The organism is Streptomyces sp. SLBN-8D4 (assembly GCF_049739545.1).
GTDB classification, from domain to species: Bacteria; Actinomycetota; Actinomycetes; order Streptomycetales; family Streptomycetaceae; genus Streptomyces; species Streptomyces canus_C.
On record NZ_JBMGQC010000001.1, the window covers coordinates 4,135,211 to 4,148,852 of the forward strand.

Annotated in this window: 11 protein-coding genes; 9 read left to right on the plus strand and 2 right to left on the minus strand. The window is 72.2% G+C overall.

Annotated features, from left to right (window positions below):
• The first annotated feature begins 123 nt into the window (after positions 1–123).
• A complete protein-coding gene (locus RKD20_RS18485; protein ID WP_424878674.1) occupies positions 124–1,278 on the plus strand; it encodes a glycoside hydrolase family 53 protein in 1,155 nt (384 codons plus the stop codon).
• Between the two features lie 192 nt (positions 1,279–1,470).
• On the opposite strand, the gene RKD20_RS18490 is transcribed toward RKD20_RS18485, so the two are convergent.
• Entirely contained in the window at positions 1,471–2,673 is a 1,203-nt protein-coding gene (locus RKD20_RS18490) for an FAD-dependent oxidoreductase (RefSeq protein WP_424878675.1), read from the minus strand.
• Positions 2,674–2,724: 51 nt separating this feature from the next.
• The gene (locus RKD20_RS18495) at positions 2,725–3,963 is read right to left on the minus strand and encodes an ATP-grasp domain-containing protein (RefSeq protein WP_424883258.1); all 1,239 of its coding nucleotides are present in this window, start codon (positions 3,961–3,963) and stop codon (positions 2,725–2,727) included.
• Positions 3,964–4,237: 274 nt separating this feature from the next.
• On the opposite strand from RKD20_RS18495, the gene fahA reads away from it, so the two are divergent.
• From fahA to RKD20_RS18535, 8 genes are all read left to right on the plus strand, one after another.
• Positions 4,238–5,461, plus strand: coding sequence for a fumarylacetoacetase (gene fahA, locus RKD20_RS18500; protein ID WP_424878676.1), 1,224 nt, complete (start codon positions 4,238–4,240; stop codon positions 5,459–5,461).
• A 172-nt stretch (positions 5,462–5,633) separates the two neighbouring features.
• Positions 5,634–6,575 (plus strand): M56 family metallopeptidase, encoded by a 942-nt coding sequence (locus RKD20_RS18505; RefSeq protein ID WP_020120574.1) that lies wholly within the window; start codon positions 5,634–5,636, stop codon positions 6,573–6,575.
• Positions 6,576–6,787: 212 nt separating this feature from the next.
• On the plus strand, positions 6,788–7,573 hold the full coding sequence (locus tag RKD20_RS18510) for a GntR family transcriptional regulator (RefSeq protein ID WP_424878677.1): 786 nt from the start codon (positions 6,788–6,790) through the stop codon (positions 7,571–7,573).
• Positions 7,574–7,604: 31 nt separating this feature from the next.
• Complete coding sequence (locus RKD20_RS18515) at positions 7,605–7,832, plus strand: 4Fe-4S dicluster domain-containing protein (protein ID WP_007383981.1); 228 nt, start codon at positions 7,605–7,607, stop codon at positions 7,830–7,832.
• 16 nt (positions 7,833–7,848) lie between these two features.
• Positions 7,849–9,186 (plus strand): ABC transporter substrate-binding protein, encoded by a 1,338-nt coding sequence (locus RKD20_RS18520; RefSeq protein WP_424878678.1) that lies wholly within the window; start codon positions 7,849–7,851, stop codon positions 9,184–9,186.
• A complete protein-coding gene (locus RKD20_RS18525; protein ID WP_424878679.1) occupies positions 9,183–10,064 on the plus strand; it encodes an ABC transporter permease in 882 nt (293 codons plus the stop codon). The genes RKD20_RS18520 and RKD20_RS18525 overlap by 4 nt, the downstream gene beginning before the upstream one ends.
• Positions 10,048–10,815: an ABC transporter ATP-binding protein gene (locus RKD20_RS18530; protein ID WP_424878680.1), complete on the plus strand. Its 768-nt coding sequence runs from the start codon at positions 10,048–10,050 to the stop codon at positions 10,813–10,815. The genes RKD20_RS18525 and RKD20_RS18530 overlap by 17 nt, the downstream gene beginning before the upstream one ends.
• Positions 10,816–10,826: 11 nt before the next feature.
• Positions 10,827–13,619 (plus strand): fumarate reductase/succinate dehydrogenase flavoprotein subunit, encoded by a 2,793-nt coding sequence (locus RKD20_RS18535; RefSeq protein ID WP_424878681.1) that lies wholly within the window; start codon positions 10,827–10,829, stop codon positions 13,617–13,619.
• Positions 13,620–13,642 lie beyond the last annotated feature (23 nt).

A 13,642-nucleotide genomic window follows, 5' to 3' on the forward strand; every position in this document is an offset into this window, starting at 1 on the left:
GTCGTCCGGCGGTTCGCCGGCTCCCCTCACCCCGCTCCTCGACGTATCGCCGGCCCTCCCCCGGCCGCCGAAGCCACCGCACCACCGGGATCTCCGTGACCGTCCGCGAAAGGACCCTTTGACATGCGCAGACGCAGTGTTCTCACCGCTGCCGGAGCCGCCGCGCTGGCCGTTCCGGTGCTGGGGGCCGTACCGGCCGCCGCGGCACCGGCCACCGCCGCACCGGCCGCCGGCCGGCGGGGCTGTCTGGATATCCGGGGTGTGGACATCTCCTCGCTGCCGAAGAACGAGGACCACGGCGCGGTGTACCGCACCGCCGACGGCCACCGCGCGGAACCGGTCCGCCTGATCGCTCAGGCCGGTGTCACCCACGCCCGTCTCAAGGTGTGGGTGAACCCGGCCGACGGCTACAACAACAAGGCGCACATCCTGCCGCTCGCCCGCCGCCTCAAGCGGGCCGGGGTCGGCATCTGGATCGACTTCCACTACTCCGACAGCTGGGCCGACCCCGCGCACCAGACCAAGCCGGCCGCCTGGGCGGGCCTGGACGTGGCGGGCCTGGCGAGGGCGGTGTACGACCACACGGCCGACGTCCTCGGCGCGTTGAGGGGGCAAGGAACCCCGGCCCAACTGGTGCAGATCGGCAACGAGTTGAACGGCGGCCTGATCTGGCCCGAGGGCAACTGGGAGCACTTCGACAACATGACCGCCTTCCTCAAGGCCGGTCTGAGCGCGGCCCGCGACACCACCCCGCGCGTCCGCACGATCCTGCATCTGGCGAACGGCGGCGACAACGGGCTGTACCGCTGGTGGTTCGACAACGTGCTGTCGTACGGCGTCGACTTCGACATCATCGGGCTCTCGTACTACCCGTTCTGGCACGGCCCGATCGCGGACGCGGCCGCCAACATGGCCGACGTCACCGCGCGGTACGGCAAGCCGTGCGTGATCGCCGAGACGGCGTACCCGTTCACGCTGGGGAGCGAGGACGACGTCAACGACATCATGAACAGCCCCTCGCAGCTGACCGACGGCTTCCCCGCCACCCCCGACGGCCAGGCCGCCTGGCTGCGCGCGGTGGCCGACCTCGCCGCCGGCGTCCCCGACGGGCAGGGCCTCGGCTACTGCTACTGGGAGGGCCTGTGGACCTACCGCGCGGGCAGCGGCTGGGACCCGGCGGACGCGTCCGCGGGCAACGCGTGGGAGAACCTGGCGTTGTTCGACTTCGAGGACAGGGCGCTGCCGGGGCTGCGGACGTTGGGGCGGTATCGGTCGTAGGAACACGGGGGGCGCGCGGGTGCGGTGGGCTCACCCCGCGTGCACCGGGTGGAGTAGGCCGACCCCGCACAGGCCGGCTGCAGGGACCGCACCCGCACGGCTACGACAGGTCCCTCCGGAACGCCCACCCCGGCTCCGGCAGGACGGACGCGGCGGCCGGCCTGCTGACGGACGGCCGCACCTCGTCAGGCTCTACCCGTGCGCCGCCGCCAGGTGTCGGGCCAGCCTCGGGGAGGCGAACTCCGTGCCGCACACGAAACGCATCACCGGGCCGTAGGACGCCGCCGCCGGCAGGCCCGTGAAGTACAGGCCCGGCACGGAGGAGACGTATCCGGCGCCGAGCCTGGGCGTGCCCCGGCTGACCGCGAGGGCGGCGCGCAGTTCATGGCCGAGGAAGTCCATCGCGGCGAGGTCGACGCGGTAGCCGGTGGCCGCGACGACGTGGTCGGCGTCGAGGCGGTCCATGGTCCCGCCATGGGTGAGGACCTCCAGGGTCGGACGGCCGTCCGCCGTGTCCGCCTTGAGGATCCGGTCCACCTCGGTGACCTGGACCTTGCCCTCGAAGCGGTCGCGCAGCCACCACGCGCCGAGCGGGCCGAGGACCCGCCGGACCAGGTAGTGGCGGGCGCCGGCCGGAAGCCGGCGGTAGGGGTGCGGGTAGTAGGTCAGGGCCCACAGCGACCAGGCGCGGCCGAAGGGCGACTCCGGGCGCAGCCTCGGCTGCTTCCACGGCGGGGCGCCGAAGTCCACGCTGCCGCGTCCGCGTGCGACCACCCTGACCTGGGCGCCCGCCTCCGCCGCGAGGGCGGCCGTCTCCAGCGCGGACTGGCCGGCGCCGACGACGATCAGCTCCTTGCCGGAGTACCGGCTGAGGTCGTGGTGCTGGGAGCTGTGGGAGACCGGGCCGGTGGGGGCGGGGCCGTCGGGTGCGGCGGCGGACAGTTCCGGAGGGAGGTGGGAGAGCCCGGAGAGACCGGTGGCGACGACGACCGCCCGCGCGGTGAACGACTCCCCCGAGTCGAGCTTGAGCTGGAAGCCGCCCCGCTCGCTGCGGTCCACGGACACCACCCGCACCTGTTCCAGCTCGGGCACCAGCTTCTGCTGGAACCACTGGCCGTAGGCGATGAAGGTCTCCACGGGGATGATGTCCTCGTCGGTCACCAGCCGGCGGATGCCCGCCGCGTCGCAGTAGTCGACGAGGGTGTGCCCGGGCTGCGGCGCGTCCAGGTTGGAGGCGGCCGGGGTGGACTTGAGGAGCATGCCCGCGGGCATGTGGTCGCGCCAGCTGACCATGGGGTCGCCGAAGACGCGCACGGGGATGCCGCGCGCCCGCAGATGGGCCGCGGTCGACAGGCCGAAGGGCCCGGCGCCGATGACTGCTACCGGTTGGATCACGAAGTCCCTCCCCAGGACGTTCACTTCGTCACTTCGTGGTGGTGTCGCTGTTCAACTGGTCGTGTTACCGCGGCGGTTGGTGCGCCACAGCTGGTAGAGATGCTTCGCGCCGGGCCGCACGAAGCGCCCGAGCATGGTCAGGAACGGCAGCGGGTCGTCACCCGCGAACCAGGCCAGTTCGGTCCCGCTGGGCCGCGCCGGCGCGTGCGGGGTCGTATAGCCGCTGCGGCGGTAGGCGAGCAGGGCGGGCAGGTCGATGTTCTCCACGACATAGCGGTGACCGGCCCGCTGTTCCCCCTCCGGAACGGCCCGCCCGGTCAGGTCCAGGTGCATGGCGCGGACGACGTCCACACCCGACTCGCTCTCGAAGAGCCGGAACTGGGCGCCCATGCGGGGGTTGAAGTCGAGCAGTTTGTACTGACCGTCGCGCCGGTCGAAGCGCAGGTCGAGGTCGATGACGCCGGTGTAGCCGATCTGTTTGACGAAACGTGCGGCGAGGTCCGCGAGTTCCGGGTTGTCGACGACGTACGCGTTGGCCGTCATGCCCGCGTGCGGCGGCCAGGAGCGCACCTTGACGCCGGTGAACAGGGCCAGCGGGGTGGAGTTCTCGTCGAAGTAGGCGTGCACGATCCAGTCCTCCGCCTCCTCTCGCGGCAGGTACTCCTGGAGGATCACCCCGGGCCGCTCGCCCCAGTCACGGGCGAGGGCGAGCAGCCCTTCACGGGTGGCGATGCGCGTGGTGCCGCCCACCGCGGGCCTTCGGCGCCGTACGAACGCCTCGCGGTTCTTGGCCACCACCGGGAAGCGGGCCGTCTCGGCGAAGGCCACGATCTCCTCGTACGACTGCGGGAAGGCGGCCTGCGGGCTCGCGATCCCGTGTTCCACGCACAGTTCGTGCAGGCCCTGCTTGCTGGCCAGCCGGCGTGTGAGGCCGGGCTCCACGCGCGGGAAGAGGAACCGGCCGAAGAGGTCGCTCTGGTGCTCGGCGATCAGGACCGCCGCCTCCTCGTCGGTCGGGACGAGGACCGCGGGGCGGCCGATGCGGCGCCCGATCCGGATCAGTCCCTCGACCAGCCGGCCGGGGTCCTCGGTTCCGGTCGTCGGCCAGACGAAGGCGCGGGTGAGGTACCGGGAGGCGGCCGCGGGTGTGTATCGGTCCTCCGTGATGGCGTACATGGGCACACCGAGGCGGCCCAGACTGCGGATCGCGCCGACTCCCCCGTGGTGCAGGGGGTAGTCGCCGAACTTGACGATCAAGGCCGGTACGTCACGGTCGGCCTTGAACGGCACACTGCTCGCGCTTTTGGCCACAATCCCCCCACGCGTCCCCCCACGGACGCGACCCCACCCACCCCGTCCGTGCTCGCAAAGGACGCTAAGCCGGAATGGAAGCCTCCGACCGTCCCTTAACAGGACATTGCTAACTCTTTAGCCACATCGCCAACCCTTCAGACACTCCCGTGACCGGCGACTCGGACGTAACGTGTGGCCCGACCACCCGGACCGCCACGTGTGCCGCGACCTCCTGGTCAGCACGGCATGCGCGAGAGTGAGGCAGCACCCCATGCCCCCCTTCGACCTGCCCGAGGGCGACCCCTTCGGCCCGCACAACCTGCCGTACGGCGTCTTCTCGCCTTCGGGCTCGGCCGACCGGACCGTCGGCGTCCGGCTCGGCGACCACGTCCTCGACGCGGGAGCGGCCGCCGCGGCCCTGGGCTCGCCCTACGTCTCCCTGCTCGCCCGGCCCTCCCTCGGCCCGCTTCTCGCCGCCGGCCGCACGGCCTGGTCGGACGTGCGGCGGGCGCTGACGGCGTGGGTGACGGTGCCGGCGCACCAGGAGGCGATCGCGGGCCTCTTCCACCCGCTGTCGTCGGTCGACCTCCACCTCCCCTTCGAGGTCGCGGACTACGTCGACTTCTACGCCTCCGAGAACCACGCGCGCAACGTCGGCCAGATCTTCCGCCCGGACGCGGCGGACTCGCTGACCCCCAACTGGAAGCACCTGCCGATCGGTTACCACGGCCGCTCGGGCACGGTGGTGGTCTCGGGCACGGACGTCGTACGGCCTTCGGGGCAGCGGAAGGCTCCCGCCGACGCGGCTCCCGTCTTCGGGCCGTCCGTACGGCTCGACATCGAGGCGGAGGTCGGCTTCGTGGTCGGGGTGCCGTCCGAGCTGGGCCGGCCGGTCGGGCTCGGCGACTTCCGGGAGCACGTCTTCGGACTGTGCCTGCTCAACGACTGGTCCGCGCGGGACATCCAGGCCTGGGAGTACGTCCCTCTCGGACCGTTCCTCGGCAAGTCCTTCGCCACGTCGGTGTCGGCGTGGATCACCCCGCTGGACGCGCTGGAGGAGGCGCGGGTGGTGCCGCCGGAGCGGACGCACGAACTGCTGCCGTATCTGGACGACTCCGCCTCCGACGTGGAGCCCGGGGGCTACGACCTGCGGATCTCCGTCGCGATCAACGGCCACGTGGTGTCGGAGCCGCCCTTCTCGACCATGTACTGGACGGCGGCCCAGCAGTTGGCGCACATGACGGTGAACGGGGCCTCGCTCAGAACGGGTGACCTGTTCGGCTCGGGGACGGTGAGCGGGCCCTCCGCCGCCGAGCGCGGGTCGCTGCTGGAGCTCACCTGGAACGGACGGGACGCGCTGGAACTCCCGGACGGGAAGCGGACGTTCCTGGAGGACGGGGACGTGGTGACGATGTCGGCGTGGGCTCCCGGTCCGGACGGGGTCCGGGTGGGGCTGGGGGACGTGGTGGGACGGGTGGTGTCCGGGGACGTGTGAGGCGTCAGGGGACGTGTGAGGCGTCCGGAGCTGTTCGAGCCCTGCCGCGGGGCCTCCACTCACGGCATACTGGCGGCGGGCGGCATGCGTGGGACGACGTGCGACCGCCCAGCAGCGCCTCACCACTCCGCCCCACCTCCCCTGTCTCCGATCAGGATCCGGAGCCCGTGGCATGACTCTCTGCCTGCTCCTGCTGAGCACCGTCGCCGTCGCGGCCGCCGTGCCGGTGCCGCGCGCGCTCACCCGGGCCGCGTGGCCCGAACGGGAACCGGTGGTGGGGCTGTGGGTGTGGCAGTGCCTGGTCGCCACGGTCCTGCTGTGCTGCCTGACCGCGCTGGTGCTGGGCGCGGCGGCGGTCTTCCACACGGTCCGCGACCATGTGTTCGCCCCGGCGCCGCCGGCCGTGACCGCGGCGTACGACCTGTCGGCCGCGCCGGTCTGGGCGGTCGCCTCCACCCTCCTGCTGGCCGCCGGTGCCGCGTGGACCACGGCGATGCTGGCCCGTGAACTGGTCGAGGCCCGTCGGCGCCGGGGCCTGGCCCGTGAGCATCTGCGGGAGCGCGCGCCGGACCTGCCGGCCGGGCTGGGGGCGGCGACGCGCGGCCCGCTGCTGGTGCTGGAGGACGAGTACCCGGACGCCTGGTGGATGCCGGGGAATCCGCCGCAGCTGATCGTGACGACCGGCGCACTGCACCGGCTGACCGACCACCAGCTGGACGCGGTCCTCACCCACGAGCGCGGCCACGCGCGGGCCCGCCACGACTGGCTGCTCCACCTGTCGACCGCGCTGGCCACGGGGTTTCCGCGGGTACCGCTGTTCGCCCACTTCTGCGACCAGACGCACCGGCTGGTGGAGCTGGCGGCGGACGACACGGCGTCGCGGCGGTGCGGGCATCTGACGACGGCGCTGGCGCTGATCGAGCTGAACCAGCATCGAGGGGTGCTGTCGTGTGCGTCCAGTCATCGCTTGCTGGGTGAGCGGGTGGATCGGTTGCTGGAGCCGCCGCCGCGGTTGCTGCGCAGGCAGCGGGCGCTTACGTCTGCGACGGCTGCGCTGGTGCCGTTGTTGCCGTTGTTGATCGTTTTTGGGCCGGGGTTGTCGGCGCTGGCTTGAGGGGTTGTGTTTTGGCTGCGGGCCGGTGGGGGCTGGTCGCGCAGTTCCCCGCGCCCCTGGGTAGGTCGACTCACCCTCTCTTGCCTCGTCAGGTGGCACATCTCGCCCCACAGGCATAGGAACCGCTGGTCAGGCCGTAAACCGTTGGTCCGTCAGGTGGCGCAACAATTTGGCAACACAGGTTTTCCTACCTGATCGGTATGGTTCCAGCCATGCCAGCCACCGACCGTATCCGGGACCACGCCGGTCAGGGCGCGACCACCGTCGCCGCCCGGGCCCGGCGCCGGCTGCGCGCGGACCAGGCGCGACAGCTCGCCGATCTCCTGCGCCACCAAATCCTCACCGGCGGCTTCGAGAGCGGCAGCCTGCCCCACGAGACGACCCTCGCCGCCGACTACCGCGCCTCCCGCAACACGGTCCGCCAAGCCCTGGACCTGCTCCGCGCCGAGGGCCTGGTCGACCGCCTCCCCGGCGTCGGCACCGTGGTCGTCGGCCGGAAATACCCCCACGGCCTGGACCGTCTGATGGGTCTCGCGGAAACCCTGCGCGAACACGGCACGGTCACCAACGAGGTCCGCACCATGGGCCCCGCCCCCGCCCCCCACCCGGTGGCCCGGCGCCTCCAGGTCACCCCCGGCGCCGACGTCCTCTACATCGAACGCCTGCGCCGCCTGAACGGCCTCCCCCTCTCCCTCGACCTCACCTACGTCCCGCTCGACCTCGGCACCGCCCTGCTCGGCGCCGACCTGGAGAACACCGACGTCTTCCGCCTCCTGGAGACGATCACCGGACAGGGCCTCGGCCACGCCGAGATCACCCTGGAGGCGGTGAACGCCGACACGCACTCCGCCGCCGTGCTGGAGGCCCCGCGCGGCGCGGCCGTCCTCATGCTGGAACGCCTCACGCACCTCGCCGACGGCCGCCCGGTCGACCTGGAGTTCATCCGCTTCCGCGGCGACCGCATCACCATGAGCGGGCTGCTGCACCGCTCCCTCTGACCTCTTTCCGAGCCGTTTCCTGGAGACAGCCATGCCCTTGGTGCCCCAGCGGGCCGACGTGCCCGTGACCATCGACGAGTCGAAGTGCATCGACGGCTGCACGCTCTGCGTGGACATGTGCCCGCTGGACTCCCTGGCCATCGACAACAGCAGCGGCAAGGCCTACATGCACGTCGACGAGTGCTGGTACTGCGGCCCGTGCGCGGCCCGCTGTCCCACCGGAGCCGTCACGGTCAACATGCCCTATCTGCTCCGGTGAGAGGTCCCGAACTCCCATGAAACACAAACCAGTTGTCGCCGCCCTGCTGTTGCTGGCACCGCTGACGGCCTGCGGCAGCGCCCAGGCGGGCGACGGTTCCACGGTCACCGTCACCGTCGGCTACCAGTCCAGGACCATCAACACGGTCACCGCCGGCACCCTGCTGCGCTCCCTCGGCTACTTCGAGAAGGAGCTCAACTCGCTGCACGACGGCCGGACCTACAAGGTCGACTGGCAGGACTACGCCACCGGCGCCCCCATCACCGCCCAGATGACCGCCGGGAAGATCGGCATCGGCTCGATGGGCGACTTCCCGCTCCTCATCAACGCGGCCCGCGGCAAGCAGCTCGGCAAGCCCACCCGCCTCGTCTCGGTCACCGGCTACAACCTCCGCGGCGGCCTGAACACGATCGTCACCTCCCCGGACTCCAAGCTCGCCTCGCTCTCCGATCTGCGCGGCAAGAAGGTCTCCACCAGCGTCGGCTCCGCCGCCGACGGCACCCTCGTCCGCGCCCTCCAGCGCGCCGGCATCGATCCCGGCAAGGGCATCGAGAAGCTCAACCAGCAGCCCGCGGTGGGTGCTTCGGCCCTGACGTCGGGCAGTACGGACGCGCTCTCGCAGTTCGTCGCCTGGCCCGGCCTGCTCACCTACCAGGGCAAGGCCAAGGCCCTCTACGACGGTGCCGAGCTGAACCTCCCCACCTTCCACGGTGTCACCGCCCGCGAGGACTTCGCCGAGAAGCGCCCGGCGGTCCTGGAGGCGTTCCTCAAAGCCCAGGCCGAGGCCACCGACTACCTCGGCGACCACCCGGTCGCCGCCGCCGAGTCGGTCGCGAAGGCCACCGGCCTGCCCGCCGAGGTCGTCTACCTCTACAACGGCGCCCACGGCATCGCCACCTTCGACCCGGCCGTCAAGCCGCAACTGGTCTCCGCGCTGAAGCAGGACGTCTCGGTGCTGAAGGCGGCCAAGCTGACCGGTGACATCGACGTGGACTCCTTCGTCGACGACCAGTACGTCAGGAAGGCCCTCGGGGCCGGCTACGCGGCCCGCCTGGCCGCCGCTCCCGCCGCCTCCGCGAGCGAGGTCTGGCCCAAGGGCGCCGCCGAGACACAGAGCTTCAAGACGCCTGCGGAGTTGCTGAAGTACGTCTCCGCGCACCAGGACGGCATCCGCGCCGCCTACGTCCCCGACGCCACCACCGGCACCCTCTGGTTCGCCGACAAGGCGGTCTGGGTGGCCGACGGCGACCAACTGCTGCCCTTCGTCGCCCCGGAGACCGCGCGGGCGTACGTCTCCGCGCACGGCGGCGCCCGGGTCGTCACATACGCCGACGCACTGGAGCGGGTGTCGTGAGCCGGCCCCTGCCGAAGGCCGCCCGGTACGCGCTCAGGGTGGCGTCCCTGGCGATCGCCCTCGGCGTGTGGCAGTTGCTGACCAGCCTCGACATCGACCTGTGGCTGCGCTTCTCGCAGTTCCCCACGGTCACGGACGTGGCGAGCGCCTTCGCCGACCGGCTGTCCGGCCCCGACTACTGGACGGACCTCACCGACAGCCTCACCCGCATCCTCACCGGCTTCCTGCTCGCCGCGGTGCTCGGGGTGGCGACGGGCGTGCTCATCGCGCGCTCCCGCCTCGCCGAGGACCTCCTCGGCCCGGTTCTGGAAGTCGTCCGCCCGATCCCGGCGATCGCCCTGGTTCCCGTCGCGATCCTGCTCTTCCCGTCCAACGAGCAGGGCATCGTCTTCATCACCTTCACCGCCGCCTTCTTCCCCGTCCTGGTCTCCACCCGGCACGCGGTCCGCGCGCTGACCCCCGTATGGGAGGAGGCGGTGCTCACCATGGGCGGCGGCCGGTGGCGGATCCTCGCCTCGGTCGTCCTGCCGGGCGCCCTGCCCGGCATCTTCGGCGGCCTCTCGGTCGGCATCGGCGTCTCGTGGATCTGTGTGATCTCCGCCGAGATGATCTCCGGCCAGTACGGCGTCGGCTACCGCACCTGGCAGGACTACACCGTCGTCAACTACGCGGGCGTCTTCGTCGGCATGGTCACCATCGGCGTCCTCGGCTGGCTCACCTCCACGGCCGTGGAGCTGCTGGGGCGGCGGTTGACGCGGTGGCTGCCGAGGACGTCGTACGCCGGCGGGCGAACCCTGAGGCGGGCACGCGACACCCCGGCTGCCGTGCCTGTCGGCCCCAGGGCGAAGGAGGGCATCCCCCATGACCAGCTCGTCTGACCGGCGTCCCCGCCCCGGCACCGGTGCGGCACTGGCCCTGCACGGCACCGCCCTGGGACGGCCCGACGCACCCGTACTCGACGCGATGGAACTCGATGTGGCCCCAGGTGAGATCCTCACCGTCGTCGGCCCCTCCGGCTGCGGCAAGTCGACCCTGCTGCGCACCCTGGCCGGCCTCCTGGCTCCCCTCTCCGGCCAGGTCACCCAGGACTCCCGCCCTCTGACCCGCCCCTCGGCCGACCGCGCGCTGGTCTTCCAGGAGGACGCCCTCCTGCCCTGGCGCACCCTGCGCGCCAACGTCGAACTCCCCCTCGCCATCAAGGGCCTGTCGCGCACCGAACGCCGCGCGCAGGCCGAGTCCTGGCTGGCCCGGGTCGGACTCGCCGACCACGCCCGGCAGTTGCCGCACCGCGTCTCCGGCGGACAGCGCCAGCGTGCCCAACTGGCCCGTGCCCTCGCGGGCGCACCCCGTGCCGTCCTCATGGACGAACCCTTCGGCGCCCTCGACGCCCAGACCCGCGCCGGCATGCAGGACCTGCTGGTCGAGGTGCTCCGGGGCACGGGCGCCACGGTCGTCTTCGTCACCCACGACGTGGACGAGGCCCTCTTCCTCGGCGACCGCGTGGCCCTTCTCGGCGGCGGCCGCCTGACCGCCGTGCGCGATGTCCCGCGCCCGCGCGACCGGTCTGCGCACGACGATCCCGCGCGCGTGGCGCTGCGCCGCGACGTCCTCTCCTCGCTCGGTACCTGAAAGGCCCCCCGGTGACCACCCCCGCCTTGAACACGCCTCTGGAGATCCCCGCCCTCACCGACGCCGAGGAGATCCGCTGTGACGTCCTCGTCGTCGGCGGCGGCACCGCCGGCACCATGGCCGCCCTGACCGCCGCCGAGCACGGCGCGAACGTGCTGTTGCTGGAGAAGGCCCACGTCCGGCACTCCGGCGCCCTCGCCATGGGCATGGACGGCGTCAACAACGCGGTCATCCCCGGCCGCGCCGAACCCGACGACTACGTCGCCGAGATCACCCGCGCCAACGACGGCATCGTCGACCAGTCCACCGTCCGCCAGACCGCCACCCGCGGCTTCGGCATGGTGCAGCGCCTGGAGTCGTACGGCGTGAAGTTCGAGAAGGACGAGCACGGCGACTACGCGGTCCGCCAGGTCCACCGCTCCGGCTCCTACGTGCTGCCGATGCCGGAGGGCAAGGACGTCAAGAAGGTCCTGTACCGGCAGCTGCGGCGGCGCGAGATGCGGGAGCGGATCCGCATCGAGAACCGGGTGATGCCGGTGCGGGTGCTCACTGCTGAAGGGCGGGCCGTGGGAGCGGTCGGTTTCAACACGCGCACGGGCGCCTTCGTCACGGTCCGCGCGGGCGCGGTGATCCTGGCGACCGGCGCCTGCGGCCGCCTGGGCCTGCCCGCCTCCGGCTACCTGTACGGCACCTACGAGAACCCGACCAACGCGGGCGACGGCTACGCCATGGCCTACCACGCGGGCGCCGAGCTGACCGGCATCGAGTGCTTCCAGATCAACCCGCTGATCAAGGACTACAACGGCCCCGCCTGCGCGTACGTCGCCAACCCGTTCGGCGGCTACCAGGTCAACCGGCACGGCGAGCGCTTCGTCGACTCCGACTACTGGTCCGGCCAGATGATGGCCGAGTTCGCGGCGGAGGTCGCCTCCGACCGTGGCCCGGTGTACCTGAAGCTGAGCCACCTGCCCGAGGAGTCGATCTCGTCCCTGGAGTCGATCCTGCACTCCACGGAACGGCCCACCCGCGGGACTTTCCACGAGGGCCGCGGTCACGACTACCGTACCCACGACATCGAGATGCACATCTCCGAGATCGGTCTGTGCGGCGGCCACTCGGCCTCCGGCGTCCGCGTCGACGACCACGCCCGCACGACCGTCCCCCGCCTCTACGCCGCCGGCGACCTGGCCTGCGTCCCGCACAACTACATGATCGGCGCGTTCGTCTTCGGCGACCTCGCGGGCGCGGACGCGTCCCAGTACGCGCCCTACGAAGGGGAGTTGCCGCCCGACCAGCTCCGCGAGGCGCACGAACTGATCTACCGCCCGCTGCGCAACCCGGACGGCCCGCCGCAGCCCCAGGTCGAGTACAAGCTGCGCCGCTTCGTGAACGACTACGTGGCCCCGCCGAAGTCCGGCGCCCGTCTTTCGCTGGCCCTGGAGTCCTTCGAACGGATGCGGGAGGACATCGCCGCGATGGGTGCGCAGACCCCGCACGAGCTGATGCGCTGCGCCGAGGTCTCCTTCATCCGCGACTGCGCGGAGATGGCCGCCCGCGCCTCGCTGGCCCGCACGGAGTCCCGCTGGGGTCTCTACCACGACCGTCTCGACCACCCCCATCGCGACGACACCTCCTGGTTCCACCATCTCGATCTGCACAAGTCCCCCTCCGGTGCGATGGAGTTCACGGCCCGGCCCGTGGCTCCCTATCTGGTCCCGATCGACGAGTTCACCCCGGTCGCCGGCCCCTCCCGGCACATCGGCGAGGTGCACGCCGAGGAGGTGGCGACGGCGGGGGCGCGCGAGCTGGCCCCGGTCGCGGGCGGGCAGCCCGGTGCCTCGGGCGACCCGGACGACACGGCCGACCGTCCGGGTAGCGGCTCGGTGCCGAACGCCCCGCTCTCGGCAGCCCCCGTCTCGTCCCGTCTGCTCGACCTCCTCGCGCTCGCCGAGCAGGAACCCGAACTCGCCGCCCTACGGACCTACTTGTCCGATCCCGATCCCGCCGTCCGCCGTACGGCCGTCACCGTCCTGACGGAGACCACGCCCCCGGGGACCGGACCGGTCCTCGCGGAATCCCTCACCGACCACGACCCCGGTGTCCGCGCCGCCGCGGCCGCGTCCCTGCGCGAACTCGTCGAGACGCTCCCGCCCGAACCCGCCCTCCGCGAGGGTCTCGCCGCCGCCCTGGCCGAGTCCGACCCGGTCGTCCGCGCCACCGCCCTGGACGTCCTGCGTGCCCTGCGCCTCGGCGACACGCAACTCTTCGCCAGTGCCCTCACCGACGCGGACATCCCGGTCCGCATCGAGGCCGTCCGCGCCCTCGTCTCGGTGGACGCCACCGAGGAACTCGCCCACGCGGCCACCACCGACCCGTCCCGCGAGGTCCGCGTGACGATCGCCAAGGCACTGGCGACGGTGTGGGCCGAACGCCCGCTGGACATCGCCCTCGACGCCCTGGCCCGCCTCACCGAGGACCCCGACGCCCTGGTGCGGGGGGCGGCTTACGGAGCACTGGGCACCACCGGCTGCCCCGCGCCCCTCGCCGCCCGCGCCGTCACCGCCCTGTCGGCCGCCGCCTGGCAGGTCCGGTCGGGTGCCGCGACGGCGCTGTCCGCCGCCGCCCCGGACGTGGCCGTCCCCGCCCTCGCCAAGGCCCTCGCCGACCCGAACGCCGACGTCCGCAAGGCAGCCGTCCTCGCCCTGACCCGCCACACGGGCACCGAGGACGCCCGCGCGGCCCTGGCCACGGCAACGACGGACTCGGACGCGGACGTCAGGGCGTATGCGGCACGCGCCTTGTGAGATGAGGTGAGGGGACGCGGCCA

Excerpts from the sequence above, each read along its gene's own strand:
- RKD20_RS18520 (WP_424878678.1), top strand. The coding sequence starts at position 7,849 with ATGAAACACAAACCAGTTGTCGCCGCCCTGCTGTTGCTGGCACCGCTG.
- RKD20_RS18530 (WP_424878680.1), top strand. The coding sequence starts at position 10,048 with ATGACCAGCTCGTCTGACCGGCGTCCCCGCCCCGGCACCGGTGCGGCA.
- RKD20_RS18515 (WP_007383981.1), top strand. The coding sequence starts at position 7,605 with ATGCCCTTGGTGCCCCAGCGGGCCGACGTGCCCGTGACCATCGACGAG.
- fahA (WP_424878676.1), top strand. The coding sequence starts at position 4,238 with ATGCCCCCCTTCGACCTGCCCGAGGGCGACCCCTTCGGCCCGCACAAC.
- RKD20_RS18510 (WP_424878677.1), top strand. The coding sequence starts at position 6,788 with ATGCCAGCCACCGACCGTATCCGGGACCACGCCGGTCAGGGCGCGACC.
- RKD20_RS18485 (WP_424878674.1), top strand. The coding sequence starts at position 124 with ATGCGCAGACGCAGTGTTCTCACCGCTGCCGGAGCCGCCGCGCTGGCC.
- RKD20_RS18505 (WP_020120574.1), top strand. The coding sequence starts at position 5,634 with ATGACTCTCTGCCTGCTCCTGCTGAGCACCGTCGCCGTCGCGGCCGCC.